Below are 26,395 nucleotides of genomic sequence, written 5' to 3'. Positions count from 1 at the left end.
GCCCCTGAACTGAGAAGGAACACCCATGGAAGACATCAACCGCACAGTCGTCGTCGCCGTCGGCGGCAACGCCCTGATCACCGACAAGACCCACATCTCCCTGCAGGACCAGTACGCGGCCGCCTCGGAGGCCATGAAGCACGTGGCACAGATGGTCGCCGACGGTTGGTCGGTCATCGTCACCCACGGCAACGGCCCCCAGGTCGGGTTCCTGCTCCGCCGGGTCGAACTGGCCTCCGCGGAACTGCCGCCCATCCCGCTCGACGGCCTTGGCGCCGACACCCAGGGAGCCACCGGCTACATGTTCGGCAACGCGCTGGGCCACGAGTTCGCCAAGATCGGCGTCGACAAGCAGATCGTCGCCCTCGTCACCCGGACCGTGGTCGACGCCAAGGACCCCGCGTTCCAGAAGCCGACCAAGCCGATCGGTTCGTTCATGGACGAGGACGAGGCCAAGCGCCGCGAGGCCGAGCTCGGCTGGGACGTCGTCGAGGATGCCGGCCGTGGCTGGCGCCGCGTGGTGGCTTCCCCCAAGCCGGTCCGTATCGCCGAGGTCGAGGCGATCCGTACGCTGGTGGAGAACGGCTTCACCGTCATCGCCGCCGGCGGCGGCGGCATCCCGGTGGTCGAGGACGGCGAGGGCTTCACCGGCATCGAAGCCGTCATCGACAAGGACTTCGGCGCCTCGATGCTGGCCAACCAGCTGGATGCGGGCACCCTGCTGATCTCGACGGCGGTCGACGCCGTGGCGATCAACTTCAACACCCCCGACGAGAAGTGGCTCGGCAACGTCTGCGTCGACGAGGTCAAGGAGTACCTGGCCGCGGGCCAGTTCGGCGCGGGCTCCATGGCCCCCAAGATCGAGGCGGCGATCGCGTTCCTCGAGCGTGGCGGCCGCCGCGTCATCATCACCTCGCCTCCGCTGATGGCAGCGGCGCTGAAGGGCGAAGCCGGCACCACGATCACGGCCTGAGCCGGATCACCCCACCGCATCACCACCCCACCGCATCACCCCCACCGCATCACCCCCACGAGAGAAAGCACGACCATGACCAGCATCGATGCCAACGTCGGCATCACTGACCAGATCGAGATCCCCGGGGTCTCGCCGCGCCTGATCAACGAGGACCTCCGTCCCGCCCACGCACGCAAGTGGGGTACGTACTCGCTGTTCGCGATGTGGATGTCGGACATCCACTCCATCGGTGGCTATACCTTCGCCGCCGGCCTCTTCGCTCTCGGCCTGGGAGCCACCTGGGTGTTCGGCAGCCTGGTGATCGGCATCGCCCTCGTCTTCCTGCTGATGAACCTGTCCGGCTGGGCCGGTCAGAAGTACGGCATCCCTTACCCGGTCCTGGCGCGGATCTCCTTCGGAACGCTGGGCTCCAACGTTCCGGCCCTGATCCGGGCGCTGGTCGCCATCGCCTGGTACGGCATCCAGACCTGGCTGGCCTCGCGTGCGGTCATCATCCTCAGCGTCAAGGTCTTCCCCGGCCTCGGCGCCCTGACCCACAACAACATCCTGGGTGAGTCGACGCTCGGCTGGATCGCGTTCGTCACGATGTGGGCCCTGCAGCTGCTGCTCCTGCGCAACGGCATGGAGACGATCCGCAAGTTCCAGGACTGGGCCGGTCCGGCCGTCTGGGTCGTGATGATCATGCTGGCGATCTACATCATCGTGCAGGCCGGCGGCCACATCTCGCTGACCCTCCCGGGCGCCACCCCGAAGTGGGGCATGACGCACGCCTTCTTCGCGGCGATCGCGCTGACGGTGGCCTACTTCTCCACCCTGATGCTCAACTTCTGCGACTTCTCCCGGTTCGCTCCCACGAAGAAGTCGGTCTTCAAGGCCAACTTCTGGGGCCTGCCGGTCAACTTCATCGCCTTCTCGATCCTGTCCGTGATCGTGACCGCCGGTTCGTTCGCCGTCTACGGTGAGCACATCTACGACCCGGTCGAACTGGTCGGCCGCATCGACAACGTCTTCGTCCTGATCCTCGGCGCCCTGACCTTCGCCATCGCCACCCTGGGCATCAACGTCGTGGCCAACTTCGTCTCCCCGGCGTACGACCTGGCCAACATGTGGCCGAGCAAGATCGACTTCAAGCGCGGCGGCCTGATCTCCGCCGTCATCGCCCTGGTGATGACCCCCTGGAACCTGTTCAACAACCCCATCGTGGTCAACATCTTCCTCGGTGCCGTCGGCGCCATGCTCGGCCCGCTGTTCGGCATCATCATGGCCGACTACTACGTCCTGCGTAAGCAGCGGGTGGTCCTCGGCGACCTGTTCCGCGACCAGGGCTACTACACCTACACCAAGGGCTGGAACCGCAAGGCGATCGTCTCCTTCCTGATCACCTCGATCCCCACGATCATCGTGGCCCTGGTGCCCGCCTTCGCGGTCCTGGCCCCGTTCTCCTGGTTCATCGGCGCGGCCCTGGCGTTCGCGGCGCACTACCTGATCTCGCGCCACGACACGTCGATCGCCGACTCGGTGCGGATGGCCATCCAGGTCGAGGAGGGGTACTCGCTGGACGACCACGAGAACCTCACCCAGGCCAGCGCCAACGCGGGCCAGTACCGCTGACGGAGCAGGCCCACTGCACAGGCTGGGGGAGGAGGGATCGTGAAGGACTCAGCGACCGTTACCGGCGGCACCCTTCACGATCGCCTCTCCCAGCCGCTTCGCCAGCTCGGTCAGCTCGGGGACCAGCACGTTGACCACCATCTCGTCGGTCACCCGGCTCGGGGGACCGGAGGCCGACACGGCGATGCGCAGGTCCTGGCCGAGCGGCACGGCCACGCAGCGGACGCCGAGGTCGTGCTCACCCTCATCGAGGGCGTAGCCGAGCTCGCGGATCAACTGCAACTGCTCGACCAACTCATCGGGATCCGTCACCGTGGTCGAGGTGAAGCGCCGCATCCCGGTGCGCTCAAGGCTGGCGCGGGCTTCGGCGTCCGAGCCCTGGCTCAGGATGGCCTTGCCCACACCGGAGGCATAGAGCTCGACCCGGTTGCCGACCTCGGTGAACAGGCGCATCGGTTGTTCCGACGGGACATGGGCGATGTAGCGGGCGAAGTCCTGGTCGAGGATCGCGACCGAGGCAGATTCCTGGACCTTCGCGGTGAACTCGGCCAGCAGGGGCCGCAGGGCCACCCCGAGCGCGCCACCGGCATAGCGGGACAGCGGGATCAGCCGGGCGCCGAGCCCGTACGTACGCCGGGGTGTCTTGAACACGTAACCGGTGGCCAGCAACGTGTTCAGGATCCGGTGCGTGGTCGGCAACGGCAGGTCGCAGGCCTCCGCGATCTCGGTGATCCCCATCGGGTGCTCCACCGCGGCGATGGCCTCAAGGATCCGGAAGGCACGGGTGACCGCCTGGACCGAGCCGTCGCTCTTGGCTTCCGCCATACCTCGTCCCCTTTCCAGGGTGCTGCCGTGTCCCGTCCGCCGCGAGGCGCGAGGCGTCCAGCAGCAGGGGTGTCGATCCGAGCCTAGCGGGTGATGCACACCCGCCTATGGGGTGATGCTCAGCACTGGTGAGTATCCGCCTGTCGGAAGTTGTTGTTCGTAATACGAAAATTGTGTTAGCGTAGGGATGTCGACGCGGGAGATGTCCTGAAGCTCGATCCACAACGCAGTGGGTGAGAGGAAACAAGGAAATGACAAGCATTACCAAGGTCGTCCGGGCTCGCCGGGCGGTACTGCCCGAGGGCGAGGCGGCGGTCTCCATCGCCATCGCCGGCGAGACGATCGCCGCGATCGGCGCCTATGACGAGCCGTACGACTGCACCGACGTGACCGTCCTGGCCGACGACGAGGTCCTGCTGCCCGGACTGATCGACGCGCATGTGCACGTGAACGAGCCCGGCCGCACCGAATGGGAAGGTTTCGCCTCGGTCACCAAGGCGGCCGCAGCGGGCGGCATCACGACGCTGGTCGACATGCCCCTGAACTCCAAGCCCGCGACGACTTCCGTCGCCAACCTCGAGCTCAAGCGCGAGGTCGCCAAGGACCAGCTGATGATGGACGTCGGCTTCTGGGGCGGGGCGATCCCCGGCAACGTGGACGACCTCGAGCCCCTGTGGAACGAAGGAGTCTTCGGCTTCAAGTGCTTCCTGGGTGACTCCGGACTGGAGGAGTACCCCTACCTCAACCAGGAGGAGCTCCGGGCCGCCATGGTCGAGATCGCCACGTTCGGCGGTCTGCTCATCGCCCACGCGGAGGACGCCGGCACCCTCGACCAGGCTCCCCACACCAACGGCCGCGACTTCATGGCCTTCATGCGCTCCCACCCGGCCAGTGCTGAGGACGCCGCCATCGCGACGGTCATCGAGGCCGTACGGGAGACCGGCTGCCGGACGCACATCCTGCACCTGGCCTCGGCCAGCGCACTGCCGCTGATCAAGGCCGCCAAGGCCGAGGGCCTCCCGATCACGGTCGAGACCTGCCCGCACTACCTGACCTTCGACGCCGAGGAGGTCCCCGACGGCGCGACCCAGTTCAAGTGCTGCCCGCCGCTGCGCGACCACGCGAACCGGATGGAGCTGTGGCGTGGACTGGCCGACGGCACGATCGACTTCATCGCCTCCGACCACTCCCCGTCCACCGCTGACCTCAAGAGCCTGGACACCGGTGACTTCGGCACCGCCTGGGGCGGCATCTCCTCCGTACAGCTCGGCCTCCCGGCCGTCTGGACCCAGGCCCGCCAGCTGGGCCACTCGCTGTCGGACGTGGTCCGCTGGATGGGTTCGAACCCGGCGGACGTCGTAGGGATCGCCGGCAAGGGCCGACTCGCCATCGGCGCCCGCGCGGACCTGGCGATCGTTGCCCCCGACGACGAGTTCATCGTCGACAAGGAGGCCCTGTTCCACAAGAACAAGGTGTCCCCGTACGACGGCCGCACCCTCACCGGTGTCGTCCGCGCCACCTGGCTGGCCGGCGAGCCGATCGACCTGGAGGGCCGCCGCCGGGGCCGCGAGCTCGTGCGTGGCCGCGATCTCGTCCAGGCCTGACCGCCCGCTCCCCCACACCACCACAGCTCCACACCACTGCACCACTCAGACCCGCAACACCTACCCACCACCACTCGAAGGAGACCACTCCGATGTCCGTACTGACCACCCAGACCCCCGTCGCCGCCCGGCCCATGCAGTCCATCAAGGCCGCGATCAACGAGGTCGACTTCGCCGGCCAGAGCTTCATCTCGATCAACTCGATGACGAACGACCAGCTCCTCGCGCTGTTCGAGCTCGCCAAGAAGCTCGAGCTGATGAACCGCGACCGCTTCGACCTGTTCCCGGGCGCCGTCGAGACGCTGCTGTTCTTCCAGCCCTCGACCCGCACCCGGATGAGCTTCCAGACGGCCATGCTCCGCCTCGGTGGCAACGTGATCGTCGAGAACAGCCCGAAGACGACCTCCTCGATCGCCAAGGAGGAGTCCCTCAACGACATGATCCGCTGCGTGGCGCAGTACTCGAACGTCCTGGTGCTCCGTCACCCGAACGACGTCGAGGCCCGCGAGGCCGCGAAGTACGTCGGCGACACCCCGCTGATCAACGGTGGCTGGGGCCACTGGGAGCACCCGACCCAGGCCCTGCTCGACCTGTACACCCTGTACCGCAAGTTCGGCCACATCGACGGCCTCAAGGTGACCGTCGCCTCCACCGACATGATCGAGGCCCGCACCGGTCACTCCATGGCCCAGGGCCTCGCCCGTCTGGGCGCCGAGGTCACCATCGCCTCCCCGAAGGCTCGCCGCGTGCCCTCCGAGGTCATCGAGAACATCCGTTCCAGCTACCCGAACGCCAAGATCGAAGAGGTGTTCGACTTCAACCGCAAGTCCTTCAACGAGTTCATCTCGGACAAGGACGAGGTCTACCTGCCGGGTTGCTCCGCGGTCGCCGGCGAGAACGCCGAGCAGTTCAAGAAGAGCATGGACGACTACTTCGTCGACCACGCGACCCTGGACGCTGCTCGCGAGAAGGGCCACATGATCTACGTGACCCACACCCTCCCCCGCCGTGCCGGCGAGATGGACCTGGCCATCGACGACACCCCGAACCAGCTCGCCTTCGAGGCGATCCTGCACTCCGTGTCGATCCGGATGGCTCTGCTCGCCTCCATCCTCGGCTGATCACCACCAACCCGAACAACAGCAACCCGAACAACAGCAACCCGAGAGGACATCAGCATGGCTGACTTCGAAATCATCGCCGGTGGATTCACCTTCAAGTGCGTGTACAACCCGGATGCCCCGAAGACCGTTGCGGCCTTCAAGGAGCACCTGCTGGGCATGAAGACCCAGGTCATCCAGGCTCGCTGGTCCGGCCAGTCCGGCTGGATCCCCTTCGGCGACAAGGACCTGGGCGTCGAGGTCGAGTGGGCCGTCAACACCTCCTACCCGGCCGCGGGCGAGCTGCTCATCTACGGTGGTGGCGAGTCCGAGGCGGAGGTGCTCTTCCCCTACGGTCACACGGCATTCCACGCGGTGACCGGCCAGCTCGCTGGTAACCACTTCGCCACGATCGTCGAGGGCAAGGAGAACCTCAAGGAGCTCGGGCGGAAGATGCTCTGGGAGGGCGCGCAGGACCTCGAGTTCCGCGCTCTCTGACACGAACCCGGTGTGGCCGAGGACTCGCCACGGCCCTCGGCCACACCGACTAGACCCTGAAGGGGCACTGACGTGAAGGTTGGAATTGTCGGGCTGGGCATCATGGGCCTGCCCATGATGAAGAACGTGCTCGCCGCCGGTCACGAGGTGGTCGGCTACGACCATCACCAGGCCGCCGTAGCGAAGCTCGAGGAGATGGGCGGCCGCGGCGCCGGCAGCATCGCCGAGGCCTGCGACGGTGTGGATGTCTTCATCACCATGGTCCCCGACTCGCCGCACGTGCAGGATGTCGTGCTCGGCGAGGGCGGCCTGCTGGAGAACGCCGCTGACGGCCTCCTCTACATCGACATGAGCTCCATCCGTCCCGACGTGTCGCAGCAGGTCGCCGCGGCGTGCCGAGAGGTCGGGGTCCGGCCCCTGGACGCCCCGGTGTCCGGTGGCGAGAAGGGCGCCATCGACGGGACCCTCTCCATCATGGTCGGCGGCGAGCCGGCCGACTTCGAGCAGGCCCGACCGCTGCTGGAGGTGATGGGCAAGACGGTGGTCCACCTCGGCCCGTCGGGCTCCGGGCAGACGGTGAAGGCCGCGAACCAGTTGATCGTCGGCGGCACGTACGGACTGGTGGCCGAGGCCATCGTGTTCCTCGAGGCCTTCGGCGTCGACACCCAGGCGGCGATCAAGGTGCTCGCGGGTGGCCTGGCCGGCAGCCGCATCCTCGACATCAAGGGTGAGAGCATGCTGGCCCGCGACTTCAAGCCCGGCTTCCGCATCGACCTGCACCACAAGGACATGGGCATCGTGACCTCCGCCGCCCGCGAGGCCGGCGTCGTCATCCCGCTCGGCTCCGTCGTCGCCCAACTCATCGCCTCCGCCCGCGCCAACGGCGACGGCGGTCTCGACCACTCCGCCCTCCTGCGCACCATCGAGCGACTCTCCGGCCGCCTCGACGACAACAACTGACTTCACTTCGAACTCCGAAAGGCAATGCCATGACTCGCATGCGTGCGGTGGACGCCGCCGTCCTCATCCTCGCCAAGGAGGGGGTGACCAAGGCGTTCGGAGTGCCCGGCGCGGCGATCAATCCCCTGTACTCGGCACTGAAGGACTTCGGCAAGATCGACCACATCCTGGCCCGTCACGTCGAGGCCGCCTCCCACATGGCCGAGGGATACACCCGGGCGAAGGCCGGCAACATCGGTGTCTGCCTCGGCACGTCGGGACCGGCCGGCACCGACATGATCACCGGCCTGTACTCGGCCACCGCCGACTCCATCCCGATCCTCTGCATCACCGGCCAGGCCCCCGTCGCCAAGCTCGACAAGGAGGACTTCCAGGGCTTCGACATCCCGGCGATCGCCAAGCCGGTGACGAAGATGGCCAAGACCGTGCTGGAGGGGGCCCAGGTCCCCGGCGTCTTCCAGCGCGCGTTCGAGCTGATGCGTTCCGGACGTCCGGGCCCGGTGCTGATCGACCTCCCGATCGACGTGCAGCTGCAGGAGATCGAGTTCGACATCGACGCGTACGAGCCGCTGCCGATCGCCAAGCCGGCGATGAACGAGTACCAGGCCGACACGGTGATGGGCATGATCGCCGCCTCGCAGCACCCCATCCTGCTGGCCGGTGGCGGCATCATCAACGCCGACGCCGCCGACAAGCTGGTGGAGCTCGCGGAGCTGCTCAACGTCCCGGTGATCTCCACCCTGATGGGCTGGGGCGTCATCCCCGACGACCACCGCCTCGCCCACGGCATGGCCGGCATCCAGACCTCCCTGCGCTACTCCAACGCCACGATGCTGGAATCCGACTTGGTGATCGGCATCGGCAACCGCTGGGCCAACCGGATGACCGGTGACCTCACCGTCTTCCGCGAGGGTCGCAAGTTCGTCCACATCGACATCGAGCCGACCCAGCTCGGCCGGGTGTTCCCGCCGGACTTCGGCGTCACGTCCGATGCCGGCCTCGCGCTGGACGCCCTGCTGGCCTCGGCGAAGCGCTTCCAGGCGAAGGGCGAGATCCCCGACTTCGAGGTCTGGGTCAAGGACTGCGACCAGCGCAAGGGCTCGATGCAGCGCCGGACCCACTTCGACAACGTCCCGCTCAAGCCGCAGCGCGTGTACGAGGCGATGAACCAGGCCTTCGGCAAGGACACCCGCTACGTCACCACGATCGGCCTGTCGCAGATCCAGGCGTCCCAGATGCTGCACGTCTACAAGCCGCGTAACTGGATCAACGCCGGCCAAGCCGGTCCGCTGGGCTGGACGATGCCCGCCGCCCTGGGTGCCGTGGTGGCCGACCCGGAGACCCCGGTGGTCGCCCTGTCCGGTGACTACGACTTCCAGTTCCTGATCGAGGAGCTCGCCACCGCCGCGCAGTTCAACCTGCCGTACGTGCACGTGCTGGTGAACAACGCCTACCTGGGCCTGATCCGCCAGTCCCAGCGCGCCTTCGACATGGACTACCAGGTCCAGCTGTCCTTCGACAACATCAACGTCCCCGAGACGGAGGGCTACGGCGTCGACTTCGTCGGTGTCGCCGAGGCGCTCGGCTGCAAGGCGATCCGCGTCCGCCAGCCGGAGGACCTGGTCCCCGCCATGTGCGAGGCCCGGCGCCTGTCGATGGAGCTGCGGGTGCCGGTCGTGGTGGAGTGCGTCCTGGAGCGCGTCACCAACGTCTCGATGGGCTCCAGCCTGGCCAACATGACCGAGTTCGAGGTGCTGGCCGCCAGCCCCGAGGACGCTCCGACCGCGATCATCATGATGGACCCGCAGACGCAGGACTGACATGATCGGCAAATGATGAAGTACGCCGTCAACTGCTCGATCATGTTCACCGAGCTGCCGTTGCTGGAGAGGCCGGCCGCTGCCAAGGCAGCCGGCTTCGACGCGGTGGAGTTCTGGTGGCCATGGAGCACGGCGGTGCCGTCCGCATCCGAGGTCGCTGCCTTCGTGGCAGCGATCAAGGATGCGGACGTCGCGCTCATCGGCCTCAATTTCTTCGCCGGCGACATGCCCGGAGGGGACCGCGGCGTGGTGTCCTGGATCGGCCGGGAGGACGAGTTCCGGGCGAACGTGCCGGTGGCCCTTGAGATCGCCCGCGCGACCGGCTGCCGCGCGTTCAACGCCCTGTACGGCAACCGCCAGCCCGGGCAGGACCCCGCCCAGGCCGACGCCCTGGCGGTGGAGAACCTGCTGTTCGCCGCCCGCGCCGCGGCGGAGGTCGACGGCATCGTGCTGGTCGAGCCCGTCTCGGGCGCCGAGGCGTACCCGCTCAAGTCGGCGACGGACGCCGACAGCGTGATCGGCGCGGTGCAGGCGCGGGGGCGAGTAACGTACGGCTGCTGCTCGACCTGTATCACCTGGCCGCCAACGGGCAGGATGTCCCGCGGGCCGTACGGGAGGAAGGCGCCACCGCCGGTCACTGCCAGATCGCTGACTTCCCCGGTCGGGGCGAGCCGGGCAGCGGAACACTACCCTTGGCCGCGTGGCTGGCCGACCTGCGCGCCGCGGGCTACGACGGCTGGGTCGGGCTGGAATACAAGCCCACCGTGCCGACCGCCGAGTCGTTCGGCGCGTTACCGGATCTGATCTGAAGAGGTGGCAATGTCTCGTTCACGGGTGATCGTGGCGTGTGACAAGTTCAAGGGTTCGTTGGACGCCCGGCAGGTGACCGAGATCATCACCACCACCGTCAAGGGGGCGACGGGCCGCCCCGTCAGCGCCTACCTGGTCGCCGATGGTGGGGACGGCACGTTGACCGCCCTGCGGCTCGCCGGCTTCGACTCCCATCCGGTCACCGTCGACGGGCCGACGGGCGAGCCGGTCCGGACGTCGTTCCTGCTGCGCGACGGCGTCGCGGTGGTGGAGATGGCCGATGCCTGCGGGCTGCTGCGGCTGCCCACACCCGACCTCGCCCCGCTGACCGCCTCCAGCAAGGGGCTGGGCCAGGTGCTGCGCGCCGCACTGGAACTCGAACCCGCCGAGGTGATCATCGGCATCGGCGGATCGGCGTCGACCGACGGGGGAACCGGCCTGATGGTCGGGCTCGGGGCCGTCCTGCGGGACAGCCAGGGGAACCCGGTGGCGCCCGGCGCCGAGCTCCTGGCCGAGATCGACAGCATCGACCTGTCCGGCCTCCCGGCCGCTCTGGCCACGACCCGGGTGACCCTGGCCTGCGATGTCGACAATCCGTTGCTCGGCCCGCGGGGGACCGTCGCCGTCTTCGGCCCCCAGAAAGGTGTCGATGCCGAGCTCGCCCCGCGTGTCGAAGCCGGCCTGGAGCACTGGGCCGACGTCGTCGCCCGTACAACGGGCCAGGACCTGCGCTCCAGTCCCGGCGCCGGCGCCGCCGGCGGCGTGGGCATCGCCGCCCTGGCCTTCCTCGGCGCCGCCATGCGCCCCGGGATCGAACTGGTGCTCGAGGTGGCCGGCTTCGCCGACGCCTTGGCCGACGCGGCGCTGGTGATCACCGGTGAGGGCTCACTGGACGAGCAGACCCTCAGCGGCAAGGCCGTCGCCGGCGTCGCGGCCGAAGCCGGCCGGGCCGGCGTACCGGTCGTCGCCGTGTGCGGGCGGTCGTTGCTGACGCCGGCCCAGGCCGAGGGCATCGGGCTGGGTGGGGTCTATCCCCTCACCGACCTGGAGCCCGATCCGGCCATCTCTATCCGCGATGCCGCCGATCTGTTGCGGCAGCGCCTCACCGATGTTGTGGAGGAGTGGTTATGACTGAGCGTCCCCTGGTGGCGGTGGCGTCCTTCGGCGGCACGATCGCGATGGCGGCGACCGGGGACGACGTGGGGGTGCTGCCGGAGTTCGGTGCCAATGACCTGATCGCCTCGGTCGCGGACCTGACGGCGTCCGTACGCTTCGTCACCGAGGAGGTCGCGAACGTCGGGTCACCCTCCGTCCACATCGACGACGTGCTGAACGGCCTCGCATGGGCCCGCCAGCAGGTGGACGCCGGCGCGCGCGGCGTGGTCATGACGCACGGCACGGACACCATCGAGGAGTCCGCCTATCTCGCCGACCTGCTCTGGGACCGGGAGGCGCCCCTGGTCTTCACCGGGGCGATGCGCAGCCCCGAGGAGCCGGGCGCCGAGGGGCCCGCCAACCTGCGCGCGGCCATCTCCGTGGCGCTGGCCCCCGCACCCGGGGGCTGGGCTCGTTGGTCGTGATGAACGACCAGGTGTTCCGCGGCGACCGGGTCCGCAAGGGCCACACCTTCGCGGTCGACGCCTTCGACACCCAGCACTACCGCCCGATCGGCCGGATCACCGAGGGTGAGCCGGAGATCGACTGGCTGCCGGTACAGCCGCGGGTGGCGCCCCTCACGCCGGGGACTGTCCGTGGCGAGGTGGTCATCGTCGGCGCCGGGATCGGCGACTCGGGCTTCGGTCTGCGCGCGGTGGTCGACGCCGGCGCCGCGGCCCTGGTCATCGACGGGGTCGGCGCCGGTCACGTGTCCGGGGTCGCGGCCGACGTGGTGTCGGAGTTGGTGGCCCGGGTGCCGGTGGTGATGGCGAGCCGGACCCGCGGTGGCCGTACCGGGACCAGGACGTACGCCTACCCCGGCGCCGAGATGGACCTGATCGAGCGCGGCGTGGTGATGGCCGGACGCCTCAACGCCGCCCAGGCGCGGCTGCTGGCCTGGGTGCTCGTCAGCTGCGACGCTCCGATCGAGACCTGGCGGGAGCAGTTCGCGCTGCGGGGACGACCCTGACCCGAGCGGCGACCCTCCGCCGCCCGGACAGGCGGCTCCCGGTAGGCTGAGGGCACCGCACCCCTGTCTCCCCACCCGGCAGAGAGCCTGCTTTCTCGGCCCCGACCGGGGCGGCGCCGTGCGGGCCGACCAGGACCACGAGTGATCCGGCCGCGACGACGAAGAGCTCCAGAAGGGACTACTCCATGAGTGCAACACCGGCCGGCGACTCCCCTTTCCAGCAAGGTTCTGACCTCCTGTCGACCTCCCAGTTCAGCCGCGAATCGGTCGAGCGGCTGTTCGACCTCGCGGACGGACTGCGGCCCCTGGGACGCGGAGAGTTCGCCTGCGACGTCCTCTCCGGCGCGGTCCTCTCCAGCCTGTTCTTCGAACCGTCGACCCGCACCCGGCTGTCGTTCGAGTCGGCGTTCGCCCACCTGGGCGGCCACGTCCTCACCACCACCGGCTTCACCTTCTCCTCCATGGCGAAGGGCGAGTCCATCCACGACACCTCGCGGGTCATCTCCGGCTACAGCGACGTGATGGTCATCCGCCACCCCGACAAGGGCTCCGTCGCGCGGTTCGCCGACGCCTCCCTGGTCCCCGTGGTCAACGCCGGCGACGGCGACGGCGAGCACCCGACGCAGGCCCTCCTCGACGTCTACACGCTGCGGCGCGAGCTCGGCGTCCGGGACAAGCAGGTCGAGGGCGCGACCATCGCGATCATGGGTGACCTGAGGTACGGCCGCACGGTGCATTCCCTGATCGACCTGCTGCGCCTCTACCCCGGGGTCCGCTTCCGGCTGTACTCCCCGCCCAGCCTCGAGCTGCCCGCGGAGTACTTCGACCGTGCAGACGCGCATCGGCTGACCGTCTGCTCGAGCGTGGCGGAGGCCCTCGCCGACGCGGACGTCGTCTACAACACCCGCGTCCAGCGGGAGCGGATCACGGACGAGGCGACGTCGCAGGCGATCGCCAACACGGTGCTGCTGAACCGTCAGATGGTGACCGACCACGGCCGCCCCGACCTGGTCATCATGCACCCGCTCCCCCGCGACTCGCGGCCCGGCTCGTACGACCTGTCGGCCGATGTCGACGACCTGCCCGGGCTGGCGATCTTCCACCAGACCGACAACGGCCTGATGGTCCGGATGGCGATCTTCTGCACCATCTTCGGTATCGACCTGGCCGCCGTACGATCGCGCTACTCGATCTCGAAGTGGGTGAGCGCGAAGCCCGTTCCGCGGCCCGCGCCCTACTCCGCCGACTGAGCAACCGCTGACGGCAAAGACTGATGGCCCGGTCTCCTGGAGACCGGGCCATCAGTGCGTTCCGCGGGGGGTGGACTCGCGGGGTGGCGTCCGCGCGGGTGGATCAGCGGGCAGGGGCCACCGCGTCGGCCGCGCCCTGCAGCCTCTTCACGACGGCGGTCAGCGAGGCGTCATCGCCGACGTTGCCCGGGAACACGATGTAGGGGATGCCTCGCGCCGGGCCGTCCTGCGCGACCCACAGCGACACGATGCCAGGCAGCATCGGACCGACGGCCAGACCGTGCCGGATCTCCAGACCCTTGGAGGCGACGTCGGAGGAGGTGATCCCGCCCTTGGCCAGCACGAACGCGGGAGCCCGCCGCGACAGGATGCCGTGGACCACGGCGACCACCGCCGCCGACACCTGCCGGGAGATGTCCAGGGAGGAATGCCCGTCGGCGCCGGTCACCAGCGTGCGCGACGTCTGCACGATCACCGAGCCGCTGTCGAGGGCAGCCACCGCCTGGTCGATCAGGTCCTGGAGATGGGCGTCCCGCTGGGCCGTGTCGACGACCTTGGCGACCTCGACCTCCAGCACGGTGGCGGCGACGTTCTCCTTCAGGTGCGTGAGCTGGCGCTGGGTGACTCCCACGTGCGAGCCCACCACCACCAGGCCGTGGGGCAGCGGCTCCTGGTGCGGGGCGCCCGCCCAGCGGCGGGCCTCCTCGATCTCGGCCGGACTCACCGGGGCGTGCTTCTCCTGACCGATCCGGGCCCGGACGAAGGGCGGACCGACCCGATAGACGAAGCGCTTGCCCGCGCCTTCGGCACTGATCAGCGCCAGCGACAGGGCCCGCAGGTCCTCCTCGGTGACGATGTCAGCCGTCAGGACGGCGCCGTCCTTCAGGGCCATCACGGCGTCGCGTACGGCGTCGGGTTCGCCACGCAGGGTGTCCAGCCCGATCAGGACGACGTCGTCGGCGCGGACGGCACCCTCGGTCTTCTCCTCGACCCATTCCGCGAGCCGTGAGGCGCGGTAGCCGAAGGTGGCGTCCTTCGCGAACTCCGTCTCGCCGACGGGCAGGTAGTCCTGGCCCACCCGGCAGTAGTGGACTCCCCCGACGGTCACCCGGCCGGCCTCGTCGAACGCGGGGATCAGGATGATCCCGTCCACCTGCTGCCCGCTGGCCGCCGTGATCACCCGCGTCTCCAGCGGGAAGTGACCGCGCAGGGTCGAGTCGGACCGCGACACGAACACGGGGTTGATGCCCATCTGCCGCGCGACGTCGACGGCGGTGGTGACGACCTCGCGGGTCACGGCTTCCGCGGTGTCCGGGGCGAGGGAGCGGGAGTTGGTCATCACATAGATCGCGGCGGCCGACTGGGAGAACGCCCAGCGGAAGTCGTCCGCCTCCCAACCGGTCAGGACGGGTAGCCCCGCCACGGACTGCGTCCCGGTCGGATCATCGTCGAGGACCACGAGCACCTGCTCGAGCCCCGCGTCGATGATCGCCTCGCGCACCTCCTCGGCCGACACGGGTCGGGGCGGCCTGAAGCCGGCGACGAGTTCCTCCAACGACGTCATGATGATCCTCCTGAAAAGCGCAGACAGAACCGCGCTTGACCCAGGATCGGGGATCCTGGGTCAAGCCGGGGTGAAGGTCAGAGCGTCCGCCACGCCTCGCGCAGGACGCGCTTGGCTTCGGCGACAACGCTTTGTGACGTCTCGAACGTGCCCGGGGCGGGCATGACCTCGAAGGAGACGATGTTGCGTTCGGGGGCGTCCTCGGTCAGGTAGCCGATGTCGAACAGCCCGGCCAGGTATTCGCGGACCTCGGGAACGCCGTTCTCGCTCTTCGGGTGCAGGAAGCGCGGGTGCTTGTCACCGTAGAGCGGATCGTTCGGATCCGAGATCACACAGGTGCCGATGTGGGCGTGGTTGATCTGGTCCGCGGCGACCGTCAGCGCCTCGCGCACCGTCTCTCCCTGCATCGGCAGGTGCGACAGGTCGATCATCAGACCGAAGTCGGGAAGCTGCTTGCGCACCTCCTTGGACAGCTCGGCCGCGAGCCGGTTGGTGCCGATCAGGGCCTTCTTGTCGGTGCTGTCGTCGAAGGTCTCCAGGGAGAGCACCAGGTCACCCTTGGACCGGGCGTACTGACCGACCTCGATGATGGCGTCGGCCAGCAGCTGGAGGGCGTCGTCCTGGCGTTCCGCCGGCTTCTTGCCGGAGAGGAATCCCAGCTTCTTGGCACCGAAGTAGTAGGCCGAGTCGACGGCGCCCTTCAGCGCCTCGATCGCCCGGCACCGCTCCTCGTCGTCAAAGGAGTTGAGGTTCAGCCCGCCGCGCAGCTCGATGGGCTGCGCCCCGAAACCCACCGCCATGCCCGAGGAGGCCAGCAGGTCACGGACCCGGGCCGCTTCGTCCGGATCGTTGACCCGGGTGATCTCGATGCACTCGAAATACTCGTCGCGTACGACCTCCGCCATGGTGTCGAACACGGGGCCGTCACCCCCGATGGTCTGGGGATATGCCATGAAGTGGATCAGGCCCACCTTCATGTAGTCGTGCAGTGACGCCTTCATCAGAGTCTCCAGTCTGCTTGTCTACTTGCGAAGGATTGCCGCGTCAGCGGCGTCCGCGATGTTGGGTGCCCGCAGGCCGAAGTAATCGAGCAATTCGTCCATGGTCCCGGACAGACCGAAGACGTCCTTCGTCCCGACGCGCTCCTGGGGAGCGGGCAACTCGGCCGACAGCACGTCGGCCACGGCCGACCCGAGTCCGTTGACGATGGAGTGCTCCTCGATCGTGACGACGGCGCCGGTCTTGCGTACGGACGCGACGAGCGCCTCGCGATCGATCGGCTTCACGGTGTGCATGTGGAGGACCTCGGCGGAGACCCCCCTCTCCGCCAGCAGGTCGGCGGCCTGCATCGTCTCGGCCAGGAGGTGGCCGGTGTTGACCAGGGTGACGTCGGTCCCCTCGCGCATCAGGACGGCCTTGCCGATCTCGAAGGGGGTGTCCTCCTCGGTGCTGATCGGCACGGCGACCTTGCCCACGCGCAGGTAGACCGGCCCGTCGAGCTCGTACGCGGCCCGTACGGCCTTCTTCATCTCGACGCCGTCCGCCGGGACGATCACCGTCATCCCGGGGATCGACCGCATGATGCCGAAGTCCTCCAGCGGCAGGTGGGTCGCCCCCTCCTGCGCCGCCGAGGTGCCGGCATTGTGGCCGACGATCTTCACCGGCCGCTCGGAGTAGGCCACCGACACGCGGACCTGGTCGAAGCCGCGCCCGGTGAGGAAGTTGGCGTACGCGTTGGCGAACGGGATCTTCCCGCCCAGGGAGAGGCCCGCGGCTGTGCCGACGATGTCGCATTCGGCGATGCCCATGTTGAAGAAGCGGTCAGGGTATTGCGCGCCGAATCGGTTGGTGTAGTTCGCCTTCGCGCAGTCACCGTCCAGGACGACGACGTCCTCGTGCTCGGCGCCCAACTCCAGGAGAGCCTGGGCGTAACCTTCTCGGGGTTCCATCTTCTCTGTCATCGCAGTTCTTCCAGCGCAGTCTCGAGCTCGTCGTCGGTGGGGGCCATGCCATGGAACTTCGCGGTGTTCTCCATGTACGAGACACCCTTGCCCTTGGTGGTGTGGCTGATGATCATGGTCGGGCGGCCCTTGGTCGCCTCGGCCTCGTCGAAGGCGGCATCGAGGTCACGGAGGGAATGACCGTCGACCTCGACCACATGCCATCCGAACGCCCGCCACTTGGCGCAGACGTCACCGAGGGATTTCACGTTGTCGACGTAGTCGTCGAGCTGGATGTCGTTCTTGTCCAGAATCGCGCAGACGTTGTCCAGGCCACGGGAGCCGGCCGTCATCGACGCTTCCCAGATCTGGCCCTCCTGGGCCTCCCCATCGCCGATCATGCAGTAGAAACGGGCGTCGCGACCGTCGATCCTGGCGGCCAGGGCGGCACCGTTGCAGACGGAGAGACCTTGGCCCAGGGAGCCGGACGAGATGTCCACACCGGGCAGGTGGGCGTTGGAGGGGTGCCCCTGCAGGCGGGTGTGCATGTCCCGGAAGGTCATCAGCTCCTCGCGGGGGAAGTAGCCGCGGGAGGCCATCGCCGTGTAGTACGCCGGGGTGCAGTGGCCCTTGGACAGGAAGAACATGTCCCTGTCCGGCCACGACGGCTCCTCCACGCGCACCCGCATCCGCTTCACGTACAGCAGGGTCAGTGCCTCGATCGCGGACAGTGACCCACCGGGGTGCCCACTTCCAGCGTGGTGAACCATGCGCACGATGTCGCGCCGGTTCTGCTTGACCTGAACTTCCAGGTCCTTCACTTCTTGATCGGTGAGCACTGAAATTCCTCCTTCATTGACCGATCCTGCGCTGCGGTCCCGCGAGCTGCGGAACCCTTCTTGTCCGAACGGTGCGGAGACGGGTCTCCGGCACAGATCTTCGGGTTGCTCTCGATGTCCGAGACGGGGTCAGGCGGAGACCCGCTCGCCCGGGGTCGCGTCCAGGTCCTCCTGCGGGAGCACCACGACGCGGTTGTTGGAGATGAGGTAGTGGGCGACGCCCGCGATACCGGCACCGATGAACCAGCCGAAGTTGCTGATCATCCCGTTCCCGAACACGTCCCACGCGATGGGGAGCGAGACGACCGCCCCGAGGGCGAAGGCCGCCAACGTCCGCAGGCTCACCCCGCTGTTGAAGTAGTAGATCGACTTCTCGTTCGGCATGTACATGTGGCGGATCGAGAACTTCTCGTGACGCACCAGGAAGTAGTCCACGACGAGGATGCCGAAGAACGGGCCGAGCAGGGCACCGAGAGAGCCGAGGAAGGTCCCGACGACGACCGGGTTGTTGAAGTAGTTCCAGGGGGTGATGACGACCGAGGCGATGGCGGTGATGATGCCGCCGAGCTGGAACGAGATCTGGCGCGGGGCGATGTTCGAGATGTCGAACGAGGCCGACACGAAGTTGGCGACGATGTTGACGCCGATGGTCGCGAACACGAAGGCCGTGGTGAAGACGTAGAAGAGGATCGGGTTGCCGATGTGCCCGACCAGGACGCCCGGGTCCTTGATCTCGCTCATGTCGGCGTTGAGGACCTTGGCGGCGGCGGCCGTCGTGATGACGGAGGTCACGGCGAAGGCGGTCCAGTTGATCGGCAGGCCCCAGGCGTTGCCGAGGACGATCGACTTGCGGGTCGGTGCGTACCGGGCGAAGTCGGAGAAGTTGAGCATCAGCGTCGCGAGCGTGCCGACCGTCTGAGCCATCGTGATGAGGATGTTGCGGGTCTGCTGGGCGCCGCTGATCGCCTCACCGTGCGGGCCCTGGAAGAGGTTGATGTTCCACCCGGAGCGAGCCAGGAAGTAGAACATCAGGCTGAGCATGACGACCCAGATGATGGGGCCGGCCATGCCCTGGAAGTGACGGACGGCCTCCATGCCGCGGTACACGATGGCGAGCTGCACAGCCGACAGGAGCAGGAAGCAGATCCAGCCGCCGACGGAGAGGTTGAGGAACTGTGTCGCGGTCGGCCCGTTGAGTGCGCGGAACGCCGGGATGGCGCGGGACAGCAGGGTGTTCAGGGCGATCGAGGCCAGGTAGGTCTGCACGCCGTACCACGCGATAGCCACGATGCCACGGATGACGGCGGGGACGTTGGCTCCCCACACACCCCAGGTGATCCGGGAGATGACGGGGTAGGGCGTGCCGGTCGCGTGCCCCATGAAGCCGGAGAGGATGCAGCCGAGCATGATGATCAGCGCACCGATGAAGATGCCGAGGGTGATGTTGAAGGCCGACATCCCGAGGCCGACGAACAGACCCGCGGCCCACGTGTAGTTGCCGGCGTTGTGCGCGTCGTTCATCCACATGGAGAAGAGCTGGTAGCCGTTCCACTTGCGATCGGACTGCGTGGAGGGCGCGAGGTCCTCGTTGTAGAGACGCCCGGTCGGGTCCGACGCCGCCAGCTCCTCGCGGCTCGTCGCGACCGCCCGGAGGTGACAGGCCAAGGCCTCGTCCTTGTGGCTGTTGTGGTTCTGCATGACCCACTTCCTTCTTCGAGCTGGCTCGTCATTGAGCCAGGTGCGATGGGGATACTCCGTTGTTCACCAGTTCACGAATTCCGCGATGCGGGAGAATGGTTCCACGAATGAGGGTAAGGTCCGGCCATCAGCGGGGTCAAGACGTCATCGGAGGGGTGCCCGGCGGCGCGTGCCGCGAGGGGGTCGCCGCAGGGGAAGAGTGGCCGAGTGGGGCCCGGCGCAGCGTGTCCGAAGTCACCTTTCGAGCTCGGGCACGCCGGGCTCGTGGCAGGGTCGGGCTACATCCAGCCCATCGCGCGCAGCGCCACCATCCAGCCGGACAGGGTGAGGAAGGAGACCAACGTCGACAGCATCATCGAGGCGGTGGCGACGTCCTTCTCGCCGTACGGCTCCGCCAGGGCGGGGAGGACGGCGTACGTCGGCAGGGCACTGGTGAGCACCACGGCGGCGCGGAATTGGGGCGCCAGGCCGGGCAGCCCGAGGGCCACGAGCAGGGTCACCAGCACGATGGCCAGCGCCGGCATGACCAGCAGTTTGCCGGCCACCGTCGTGACGATGTCGCCGAGCTCGCCGCGGATCTTCAGACCCACGAGCATGCCGCCGACGGTGAACAGCGCGACACCGGAGGAGGTCTGCGCCAGCAGTCGGACGCTCCGGTCGAGCACCGGGGGCAGGGTGAGGTCAACGACCTGGAGCACCAGTGCCGCGATGATCGCGAGGACCATCGGGTGGAGCAGCACGTTGCGTACGGTCGACACGAGCCGCTGCACGAGCCCGCCCTCCCCGTCGGCCTGGTCGGCCAGGAACAGGGTGAACGGGATGATCAGGATGTTGTCGACCAGCATGCCCATCCCGGTCGCCGCCCCGGCCGACTCGGCGAAGAGGATCAGGAACACCGGGAAGCCGATGAAGCCGTTGTTGGTGCCGCCCATCCCCATCGCCATGAACGTCGCCCGGAAGGCACTGCGGCCACGCACCCTGGCGTAGCCGAAGGACAGGGCGAACATCACCATCGACGCCAGGGCGTAGGTGAGCAGGTAGGTCGGCTGGAAGATCTCGGCGGCACTGCGGCCGGCTACGTTGACGAAGACCAGCAGGGGCAGGGCCACCTTGACCACGTACGTGGACAGGACGGTCATGTCGGCGCGCTTGAACATCCCACGCCGGGTCAGCAGATAGCCGAGTCCCACGACGAGGAAGATCGGAGCGGTCGCCGACAGGACGTGCAGCACGGTGGGCCTTTCTGCCGCAGCCTGGCTGGCCCCGGGTGCTCGTAGGTTATGCCTCGCCGATCATCGGACGGCACATGGCGATCTCGGGAGGGGCGGCGCCGGAAAGCTGTGAATCAGGTGGCCGGTCCGCCCCCTCGGTAGCCGAGGGGGACCGGTCCAGCGGACGACAGCTCAGCACGAGGTGTGCTGGATCAGTGTCGCGGGTGGCGTCAGCCCAGGACGACGACGATGCCGAGCACTGCGCTGGCGGCGGTCAGCACGGCCGGCACGGCGATGTTGCGGATGTCGTTGAAGGACTTGGTGGTGTTCTCAGTGTTCTCGGTGCGATCCTGCACGATTCTCCTTGTGTTCGTAGGGCCCAGAGGGCATGAGTAAGGGGGTCGGCCCGGCTCTGCCGGATCCTTCCCCCTTGATGCCTCAACTCTACGATCAAGATAATCAAGCTTCAACAAAGCGTTCCACGATGCGGAAGAATCATTACCGCCATCGTTACATCCGCCCACCGGAACTTAACTTTCGGATGGTGGTACTATGAGGCAGGTGCGGGGCCAGTAGAGGACCCACCAGAAACACCTTGCGGGGCGTGGCGCCGAGCCACACCGGACGATGTCTGCAACGATGCAGCAGAGGAGACGCCATGACCGAAACTACCGCACCGACCAGCACCAATTCGGTGCAGTCGATCGTGCGAGCCTTCCGGATCCTGGAAGAGATCGCGCTGTCCGAGCGTCCGATGGGCATCTCCGAGATCGCCGAGAACTGCAACCTGCCCATGCCCACCGCCCATCGCATCCTGCGCACCCTGATCGCCGGCGGTTACGCCTTCCAGACACCACGGCGCACCTATGCGCTGGGGGCGCGGCTGATCCCGTTGTCCCGTTACGCCGGTGGTTCGCTGGGCATCGCCTTCCGGCCAATGCTGGCCGAGTTCGCGGCGAAGGTCGACGAATCCGTGTCCGTGGCCATGCTCGACCAGGACTTCGCGCGCTACATCGCCCACGTGCCCTCCGAGCACCCGATGCGCCTGTTCACCGAGGTGGGCAACCAGGTCTCGATCCACGCCAGCGGCGTGGGCAAGGCGATCCTGAGCCAGTTCTCGGACGCCGAGGTCCGGACGATCCTCGACCGCGCCGGGATGCGGGCCTTCACCCCCACGACGATCACCGACCCGAACGAACTCATCGCCCAACTGCACGAGATCCGCGAGCGCGGCTACGCCATCGACGAGGCCGAGCACGACCTGGGCGTACGGTGCGTGGCGGTCTCCCTCGACGTGCCGCTCCACCTGGCCGTCTCGGCCTCCGGGCTCCCCTCGCGGATGACCGACGAGGTCGTCACCACGGTGGTGGTCCCGGAACTGAACAAGCTGGCCGAGCGCCTGCGTGAGGCGATCGAGAAGAGCAACACGCAGTGGGGCCGCTGATCCGCTGATCCGCTGGTCCTTCCTTCCGGTCAGCTGAGCTGATCGGCCCGCCAGCGGCGCAGGTTGTCCTCGGGGTAGGTGGACAGGCCGGGGTCGATCGGCACGACGGCACGGAAGCCGGCCTTGCCGATGATGAAGACCCACCCGACGAGGACGAAGGCCGAGGTGAAGGTCGGCATCCCCACGGGGCTGAGCAGAACGCTCATCGTCGCCCAGGCCCAGACCGTGACGACCACGCCGAACAGCGTGTAGCAGAAGCCGGCCCGGTTGAGGACGAAGAACACCCCGCCGAGCGCCATGGCGGTGAGCGCGGCGTTGAAGCCGAACAGCCCCAGCGCGATCGTCGTGGCGCGCGCCCCGGACAGCATCGCCACCCCCACGCCGAGGACCGAGCCGAGAAGCCCCATCAGGGCACTCATCCGGCTGTTCACCGCGATGGCGAGCAGGATCACCAGCCCGCTGACCCAGTTGTCCTGGAAGAAGATCTCCGCGATCCCCTTGAACGTACCCAGGAACCAGGTCCCCAACGGATAGACATCGCCGTGGACGAGTGGCGTGGGCAGGCTGGGGTCGAGCAGGGGGCCGGGCACCAACCGGCTGAATCGCAGCGTGGCGAAGAGGAAGATCCAGGCGGTGAAAACGAACGGCGAGGTGAGTGCGGGCGTCGTCCGCGACCCCAGGAGTGAGCCGATCGCCGAGAGCATCACCGTGGTCATCGCCGCGCCCACGACGACGTACGCCCAGACGAGGGCCGAGGGCCATGATCCCGCGGTGAAGTCCCGACTGAGGTAGGCGACCAGGCCGATGCCGAACAGACAGCCGTTGAAGCCGGTCAGCCCGGCGTCCACCATCCCGTGCTCCATCCGGAGCAGCAGTGCGGTGGCGGTCGAGGCGGCCACCCCCACCACGGCCGCGACGAGATACACCGGTGAGTTGATCCCGATGGCGACCAGGATGAGCAGGCCGGTCAGCCAGTTGGCCTGGAACACGACCTGACCGGTGCCGCGCAACACCCGGTCGACCCACTGCAGGGCGCCGTTCGACCCGGCGCCGGGGAAGGGAGCGCGGCCGACATCGAGGGCCGAGTCGAGGGCGGAACGGCGCGCCTGCTGCGCGCTGGTCGTGGACATGGCAGCACTCCCCCTATCCGGCGTCATCGATCCGCGGGATCTCGGAGGTCTCCTTCGAGGCGTCCGGGTCGACCCAGCCCTCCCCGTCGGGGCGTTCGACCGGGCGGACCAGGATCGGCATCACCCGTGGCCACAGACCGAGCGCCCGGTCCGAGGCCAGCTGATCGGCGGCCCGGCGGCGCTCCTCGTGCTCGAGTTCGTTGATGATCTGGTGGAGGACGCCCAGGATCGAGCCGCGGAGCAGCCAGAGCCCGCGATCCTGGGCCGGATCGACGGTCATCAGGTCGGTGAGCATGGCCCGGGCCTCGCCGACCTGCGCCAGCGCCTCGTCCAGCTCGTGCTCGGCCGCGGCGCCGGCGTGGGTGAGGATGTGGCCGCCGCCAGCGGGTTCCGGCCGGCGCCCCTCCACCTCGGCCTCGACGAATCGACCGTACGCCGCGATGGCGTCCGCCAGCGTCGCGAGCACCCAGGCGAGCGCGGGGCGTACGTCCTCGCCGTAACCGTCGTCGCGGGTCTCCCGGGCCGGTGCCTCCAGCGCGATCATGTGGAACAGGTTGCGGGCGTCGAAGACGATCCGCTCGATCGTCCCCACCCCGAGTTCCAGGACCGGCCCGACATCGGTGGTGCCGAACGCGCGGGCATTGATCCGGCGGGCCTCGCGCGACTCGACCACCAGCGCGCGGGCCCGTCCGACCTCCCCGCTCAGCCCCCGGGCCTCAGCGAGCCAGGTCTCGGCCCGGGCCCGGAAGATCGGCTGGGTGGACATCGACTCGGCAGCGCTGATCAGCAGGTCCGACGTGCCCACCGCGGCGCGGCGCACCATCGCGGCTGCGCGGCGGGTGGGCACCGGGGAGGGCAGCACGACCACGAACAGGAAACCGATCGCAGCGCCGATCAGGGTGGTGAAGATCCGGTTCTCCACCGCCATCGCCTGCCCCTGCACCGCAAGGATCAGCATCGCGCTGATCGGCGTCTCCAAGGACTGCTCGCCGAGCCGGAAGACCTTGGCCGAGGCGAGCGACAGCGCCACGACGAGCGCCAGGCTCCACCACGACAGGCCGACGAACTGTGACACGAGGACAGCGAGCATCACCCCGGTGACGACGGCGCCGATCCGCACCACCATGCTGCGCAGGGTTCCCACGTTCGTGCCCTGCACGACCAGCAGGGCGGTCAGCGCGCCGGTCAGGTCCGGCGGCCCCTGGACGATCGGCATGCTGGCCAGGTACGCCAGGACCGTCGCGATGGTCAGCCGCAGGACCCAGACCCCGGTCGGTTCCAGGCGTGCGGGCACGTCGCGCCACCGGCGCGGGTGTGTGGGCCACAACCGCTCCAGCATCCACCACACGAGGGTCCCGGGACGGAACATGTTCCCCAGCGTAACGGGGGCCTCTCGCGAGAGCCTGAGTCGTCCCCCGCTCCTGCCATATCCGCGGAACGGCGCGGGATGGACTGTGACCTTTACCTCATGCGTACTAGCATGCTAGCGTCTCAGCACCTCACCCCAAGGAGCTGACAATGACGTCTGTCGACCAGGCCCTCTCCGCCGGAGTCCGGCCCCCCACCGCGGCGAAGCCGATGACCGTGGCAGTAGCCAGCCTCATCGGCACCACTGTCGAGTACTACGACTTCTTCATCTTCGGGACGGCCGCCGCGCTCGTGTTCCCGAAGCTCTTCTTCCCCGCCGCCACCCCTCTCACCGGGACGCTGCTGTCCTTCGCCACGCTCGGCGTCGGCTTCCTGGCCAGGCCGCTCGGCGGTGTGGTGTTCGGCCACTTCGGTGACCGGGTCGGGCGCAAGAAGATGCTGGTCATCACCCTGCTCGGCATGGGGCTGGCCACCGTACTGATCGGTCTGCTGCCGACGTACGCAGCCATCGGCGTCGCCGCCCCGGTCCTGTTGACCGTGCTGCGCCTGGTCCAGGGCTTCATGGTCGGCGGCGAATGGGGCGGCGCGACCCTGATGGCGGTGGAGCACGCGCCGGTGGGCCGCAAGGGCATCTTCGGCTCGTTCCCGCAGATGGGCGCTCCGCTCGGGACCGGGCTCGCCACCGGCGCGTTCCTGGTGGCCGCCCTGCTCCCCGACGACCAGTTCCTCACCTGGGGCTGGCGGGTGCCCTTCCTGATCAGCGCCCTGTTGGTCGTGATCGGCCTGGCCATCCGGCTCACGGTCGAGGAGAGCCCGGCCTTCCAGGCCGCCCGGGACGAGGACGCCGTCCAGGCCCTCCCGATCGCCACCGCCTTCCGGTACCACTGGAAGCCGATCCTGCTGATCGCCGGGACCTTCGTGAGCCAGGGCGTGCTGGCCTACCTGTGCATGTCCTACTTCATCACCTACGGGAGCAAGGTCGTGGGCATTCCGCGGGTGGAGGCGCTCGCCGGGATGCTGGTCGCCGCGGTGATCGCGACCCTGGCGTACCCGGTCTTCGGCTGGCTGTCGGACTACTGGGGTCGCAAGACCGTCTACCTGCTCGGGGCGGTCCTGATGGGCGCATCCGTCTTCCCCGCCCTCGCCCTCATCAACAGTGGGAACTCCCTGCTCTTCATGCTGGCCATCACCCTGATGTTCGGCATCGCCATGCCACCGGCCGCCGGCGTCACCGGTCCCCTGTTCTCCATGGTCTTCCCCAAGGAGGTCCGCTACTCCGGCGCCTCGGTCGGGTACACGATCTCCCAGATCGTCGGCCCCGCCTTCGCCCCCACGATCGCGACCGCCATCTTCGGAGCCACCCACTCCTCGACCGGCGTCGGCCTCTACATGGTGGTCGTCTGTGCCATCTCGATCCTCTCGGTGGCACTGCTGCCCGGCCCCTGGGGTCGACGCGAGGCCGAGTTGCAGCAGCAGGAGGTGCACTGAGATGGCGCCGGATCTCGGACACCCGATGACCCACACCGACGTCCTCGTCGTCGGCGCGGGCCCCTTCGGTCTGACGACCGCGATCGCGCTCGCCCAGCAGGGCGTCTCGGTACGACTGGTGACGAAGGCCCCTG

23 protein-coding genes and 3 pseudogenes are annotated in these 26,395 nt (G+C 68.2%); 16 read left to right on the top strand and 10 right to left on the bottom strand.

From position 1 onward, the window contains the following. Positions 1-25 precede the first annotated feature (25 nt). Positions 26-973 (top strand): carbamate kinase, encoded by a 948-nt coding sequence (gene arcC, locus Rai3103_RS06520; protein ID WP_153571902.1) that lies wholly within the window; start codon positions 26-28, stop codon positions 971-973. 75 nt (positions 974-1,048) lie between these two features. After that, positions 1,049-2,587, top strand: a complete 1,539-nt coding sequence (locus Rai3103_RS06515) for an NCS1 family nucleobase:cation symporter-1 (RefSeq protein WP_153571901.1) — start codon at positions 1,049-1,051, stop codon at positions 2,585-2,587. Positions 2,588-2,635: 48 nt separating this feature from the next. Here Rai3103_RS06515 and Rai3103_RS06510 read toward each other — a convergent pair whose 3' ends face one another. Next, on the bottom strand, positions 2,636-3,412 hold the full coding sequence (locus tag Rai3103_RS06510) for an IclR family transcriptional regulator (RefSeq protein WP_153571900.1): 777 nt from the start codon (positions 3,410-3,412) through the stop codon (positions 2,636-2,638). 251 nt (positions 3,413-3,663) lie between these two features. Here Rai3103_RS06510 and allB point away from each other — a divergent pair, with 251 nt between their 5' ends. The 11 genes and pseudogenes from allB (at position 3,664) to pyrB (ending at position 13,579) form a co-directional block, all read left to right on the top strand. Continuing rightward, complete coding sequence (allB, locus tag Rai3103_RS06505; RefSeq protein WP_194793302.1) at positions 3,664-5,016, top strand: allantoinase AllB; 1,353 nt, start codon at positions 3,664-3,666, stop codon at positions 5,014-5,016. A gap of 92 nt (positions 5,017-5,108) precedes the next feature. Beyond that, complete coding sequence (locus Rai3103_RS06500) at positions 5,109-6,137, top strand: aspartate/ornithine carbamoyltransferase family protein (RefSeq protein ID WP_228489231.1); 1,029 nt, start codon at positions 5,109-5,111, stop codon at positions 6,135-6,137. Positions 6,138-6,194: 57 nt separating this feature from the next. Further along, positions 6,195-6,614, top strand: a complete 420-nt coding sequence (locus tag Rai3103_RS06495; protein WP_153571899.1) for a DUF3830 family protein — start codon at positions 6,195-6,197, stop codon at positions 6,612-6,614. Between the two features lie 72 nt (positions 6,615-6,686). Next, positions 6,687-7,574: a 2-hydroxy-3-oxopropionate reductase gene (locus tag Rai3103_RS06490; RefSeq protein ID WP_228489230.1), complete on the top strand. Its 888-nt coding sequence runs from the start codon at positions 6,687-6,689 to the stop codon at positions 7,572-7,574. A gap of 29 nt (positions 7,575-7,603) precedes the next feature. Then, positions 7,604-9,394: a glyoxylate carboligase gene (gcl, locus tag Rai3103_RS06485; RefSeq protein ID WP_153571898.1), complete on the top strand. Its 1,791-nt coding sequence runs from the start codon at positions 7,604-7,606 to the stop codon at positions 9,392-9,394. A 12-nt stretch (positions 9,395-9,406) separates the two neighbouring features. Then, a pseudogene (locus tag Rai3103_RS18205) lies at positions 9,407-9,871 on the top strand (TIM barrel protein); the annotation flags it as partial. A 77-nt stretch (positions 9,872-9,948) separates the two neighbouring features. Beyond that, a complete protein-coding gene (locus tag Rai3103_RS18200; RefSeq protein WP_338420095.1) occupies positions 9,949-10,203 on the top strand; it encodes a TIM barrel protein in 255 nt (84 codons plus the stop codon). Positions 10,204-10,213: 10 nt separating this feature from the next. Further along, complete coding sequence (locus tag Rai3103_RS06475) at positions 10,214-11,335, top strand: glycerate kinase (RefSeq protein WP_153571897.1); 1,122 nt, start codon at positions 10,214-10,216, stop codon at positions 11,333-11,335. Then, positions 11,332-11,852, top strand: a pseudogene (locus Rai3103_RS06470) (asparaginase domain-containing protein); the annotation flags it as partial. The gene Rai3103_RS06475 and the pseudogene Rai3103_RS06470, both read left to right, overlap by 4 nt. A 75-nt stretch (positions 11,853-11,927) precedes the next feature. Continuing rightward, entirely contained in the window at positions 11,928-12,329 is a 402-nt protein-coding gene (locus Rai3103_RS06465) for an L-asparaginase family protein (protein WP_228489307.1), read from the top strand. Positions 12,330-12,514: 185 nt separating this feature from the next. Then, positions 12,515-13,579 (top strand): aspartate carbamoyltransferase, encoded by a 1,065-nt coding sequence (gene pyrB / locus Rai3103_RS06460; protein WP_153571894.1) that lies wholly within the window; start codon positions 12,515-12,517, stop codon positions 13,577-13,579. A gap of 103 nt (positions 13,580-13,682) precedes the next feature. Here the strand turns inward: pyrB and Rai3103_RS06455 are convergent, their stop codons facing one another. From Rai3103_RS06455 to Rai3103_RS18455, 7 genes are all read right to left on the bottom strand, one after another. Next, positions 13,683-15,143, bottom strand: a complete 1,461-nt coding sequence (locus tag Rai3103_RS06455; RefSeq protein WP_228489229.1) for a four-carbon acid sugar kinase family protein — start codon at positions 15,141-15,143, stop codon at positions 13,683-13,685. Between the two features lie 77 nt (positions 15,144-15,220). Then, positions 15,221-16,144 carry a sugar phosphate isomerase/epimerase family protein gene (locus Rai3103_RS06450; protein WP_153571892.1) on the bottom strand — a complete coding sequence of 308 codons (924 nt, stop codon included), beginning with the start codon at positions 16,142-16,144 and terminating at the stop codon, positions 15,221-15,223. A 21-nt stretch (positions 16,145-16,165) separates the two neighbouring features. Then, complete coding sequence (locus Rai3103_RS06445; protein WP_228489228.1) at positions 16,166-17,092, bottom strand: transketolase family protein; 927 nt, start codon at positions 17,090-17,092, stop codon at positions 16,166-16,168. A gap of 8 nt (positions 17,093-17,100) precedes the next feature. Beyond that, complete coding sequence (locus Rai3103_RS06440; RefSeq protein WP_153571890.1) at positions 17,101-17,922, bottom strand: transketolase; 822 nt, start codon at positions 17,920-17,922, stop codon at positions 17,101-17,103. A gap of 129 nt (positions 17,923-18,051) precedes the next feature. Continuing rightward, positions 18,052-19,620: an NCS1 family nucleobase:cation symporter-1 gene (locus Rai3103_RS06435; protein ID WP_153571889.1), complete on the bottom strand. Its 1,569-nt coding sequence runs from the start codon at positions 19,618-19,620 to the stop codon at positions 18,052-18,054. 278 nt (positions 19,621-19,898) lie between these two features. Beyond that, positions 19,899-20,852, bottom strand: coding sequence for an AEC family transporter (locus tag Rai3103_RS06430; protein WP_153571888.1), 954 nt, complete (start codon positions 20,850-20,852; stop codon positions 19,899-19,901). A gap of 209 nt (positions 20,853-21,061) precedes the next feature. Continuing rightward, entirely contained in the window at positions 21,062-21,187 is a 126-nt protein-coding gene (locus Rai3103_RS18455; RefSeq protein ID WP_277873007.1) for a hypothetical protein, read from the bottom strand. A 302-nt stretch (positions 21,188-21,489) separates the two neighbouring features. On the opposite strand from Rai3103_RS18455, the gene Rai3103_RS06425 reads away from it, so the two are divergent. Then, positions 21,490-22,275 carry an IclR family transcriptional regulator gene (locus tag Rai3103_RS06425; protein WP_153571887.1) on the top strand — a complete coding sequence of 262 codons (786 nt, stop codon included), beginning with the start codon at positions 21,490-21,492 and terminating at the stop codon, positions 22,273-22,275. A gap of 29 nt (positions 22,276-22,304) precedes the next feature. Here Rai3103_RS06425 and Rai3103_RS06420 read toward each other — a convergent pair whose 3' ends face one another. Beyond that, positions 22,305-23,405 carry an urea transporter gene (locus Rai3103_RS06420; RefSeq protein ID WP_153571886.1) on the bottom strand — a complete coding sequence of 367 codons (1,101 nt, stop codon included), beginning with the start codon at positions 23,403-23,405 and terminating at the stop codon, positions 22,305-22,307. Positions 23,406-23,418: 13 nt separating this feature from the next. After that, a complete protein-coding gene (locus tag Rai3103_RS06415) occupies positions 23,419-24,774 on the bottom strand; it encodes an FUSC family protein (protein ID WP_153571885.1) in 1,356 nt (451 codons plus the stop codon). Positions 24,775-24,923: 149 nt separating this feature from the next. On the opposite strand from Rai3103_RS06415, the gene Rai3103_RS06410 reads away from it, so the two are divergent. Both Rai3103_RS06410 and Rai3103_RS18725 read left to right on the top strand, forming a co-directional pair. Continuing rightward, positions 24,924-26,261 carry an MFS transporter gene (locus Rai3103_RS06410; RefSeq protein ID WP_228489227.1) on the top strand — a complete coding sequence of 446 codons (1,338 nt, stop codon included), beginning with the start codon at positions 24,924-24,926 and terminating at the stop codon, positions 26,259-26,261. 1 nt (position 26,262) lies between these two features. Beyond that, positions 26,263-26,385, top strand: a pseudogene (locus Rai3103_RS18725) (FAD-dependent monooxygenase); the annotation flags it as partial. Positions 26,386-26,395 lie beyond the last annotated feature (10 nt).

This window comes from Raineyella fluvialis, assembly GCF_009646095.1.
In the GTDB taxonomy this organism is placed as follows: domain Bacteria; phylum Actinomycetota; class Actinomycetes; order Propionibacteriales; family Propionibacteriaceae; genus Raineyella; species Raineyella fluvialis.
The sequence above is the reverse complement of the archived record's forward strand: the minus strand, read 5'-3'. Positions and strand labels throughout refer to the sequence as shown.

Excerpts from the sequence above, each read along its gene's own strand:
- arcC (WP_153571902.1), top strand. The coding sequence starts at position 26 with ATGGAAGACATCAACCGCACAGTCGTCGTCGCCGTCGGCGGCAACGCC.
- Rai3103_RS06515 (WP_153571901.1), top strand. The coding sequence starts at position 1,049 with ATGACCAGCATCGATGCCAACGTCGGCATCACTGACCAGATCGAGATC.
- Rai3103_RS06510 (WP_153571900.1), bottom strand. The coding sequence starts at position 3,412 with ATGGCGGAAGCCAAGAGCGACGGCTCGGTCCAGGCGGTCACCCGTGCC.
- allB (WP_194793302.1), top strand. The coding sequence starts at position 3,664 with ATGACAAGCATTACCAAGGTCGTCCGGGCTCGCCGGGCGGTACTGCCC.
- Rai3103_RS06500 (WP_228489231.1), top strand. The coding sequence starts at position 5,109 with ATGTCCGTACTGACCACCCAGACCCCCGTCGCCGCCCGGCCCATGCAG.
- Rai3103_RS06495 (WP_153571899.1), top strand. The coding sequence starts at position 6,195 with ATGGCTGACTTCGAAATCATCGCCGGTGGATTCACCTTCAAGTGCGTG.
- gcl (WP_153571898.1), top strand. The coding sequence starts at position 7,604 with ATGACTCGCATGCGTGCGGTGGACGCCGCCGTCCTCATCCTCGCCAAG.
- Rai3103_RS06475 (WP_153571897.1), top strand. The coding sequence starts at position 10,214 with ATGTCTCGTTCACGGGTGATCGTGGCGTGTGACAAGTTCAAGGGTTCG.
- pyrB (WP_153571894.1), top strand. The coding sequence starts at position 12,515 with ATGAGTGCAACACCGGCCGGCGACTCCCCTTTCCAGCAAGGTTCTGAC.
- Rai3103_RS06455 (WP_228489229.1), bottom strand. The coding sequence starts at position 15,143 with ATGACGTCGTTGGAGGAACTCGTCGCCGGCTTCAGGCCGCCCCGACCC.
- Rai3103_RS06450 (WP_153571892.1), bottom strand. The coding sequence starts at position 16,144 with ATGAAGGCGTCACTGCACGACTACATGAAGGTGGGCCTGATCCACTTC.
- Rai3103_RS06445 (WP_228489228.1), bottom strand. The coding sequence starts at position 17,092 with ATGGAACCCCGAGAAGGTTACGCCCAGGCTCTCCTGGAGTTGGGCGCC.
- Rai3103_RS06435 (WP_153571889.1), bottom strand. The coding sequence starts at position 19,620 with ATGCAGAACCACAACAGCCACAAGGACGAGGCCTTGGCCTGTCACCTC.
- Rai3103_RS06425 (WP_153571887.1), top strand. The coding sequence starts at position 21,490 with ATGACCGAAACTACCGCACCGACCAGCACCAATTCGGTGCAGTCGATC.
- Rai3103_RS06420 (WP_153571886.1), bottom strand. The coding sequence starts at position 23,405 with ATGTCCACGACCAGCGCGCAGCAGGCGCGCCGTTCCGCCCTCGACTCG.
- Rai3103_RS06415 (WP_153571885.1), bottom strand. The coding sequence starts at position 24,774 with ATGTTCCGTCCCGGGACCCTCGTGTGGTGGATGCTGGAGCGGTTGTGG.
- Rai3103_RS06410 (WP_228489227.1), top strand. The coding sequence starts at position 24,924 with ATGACGTCTGTCGACCAGGCCCTCTCCGCCGGAGTCCGGCCCCCCACC.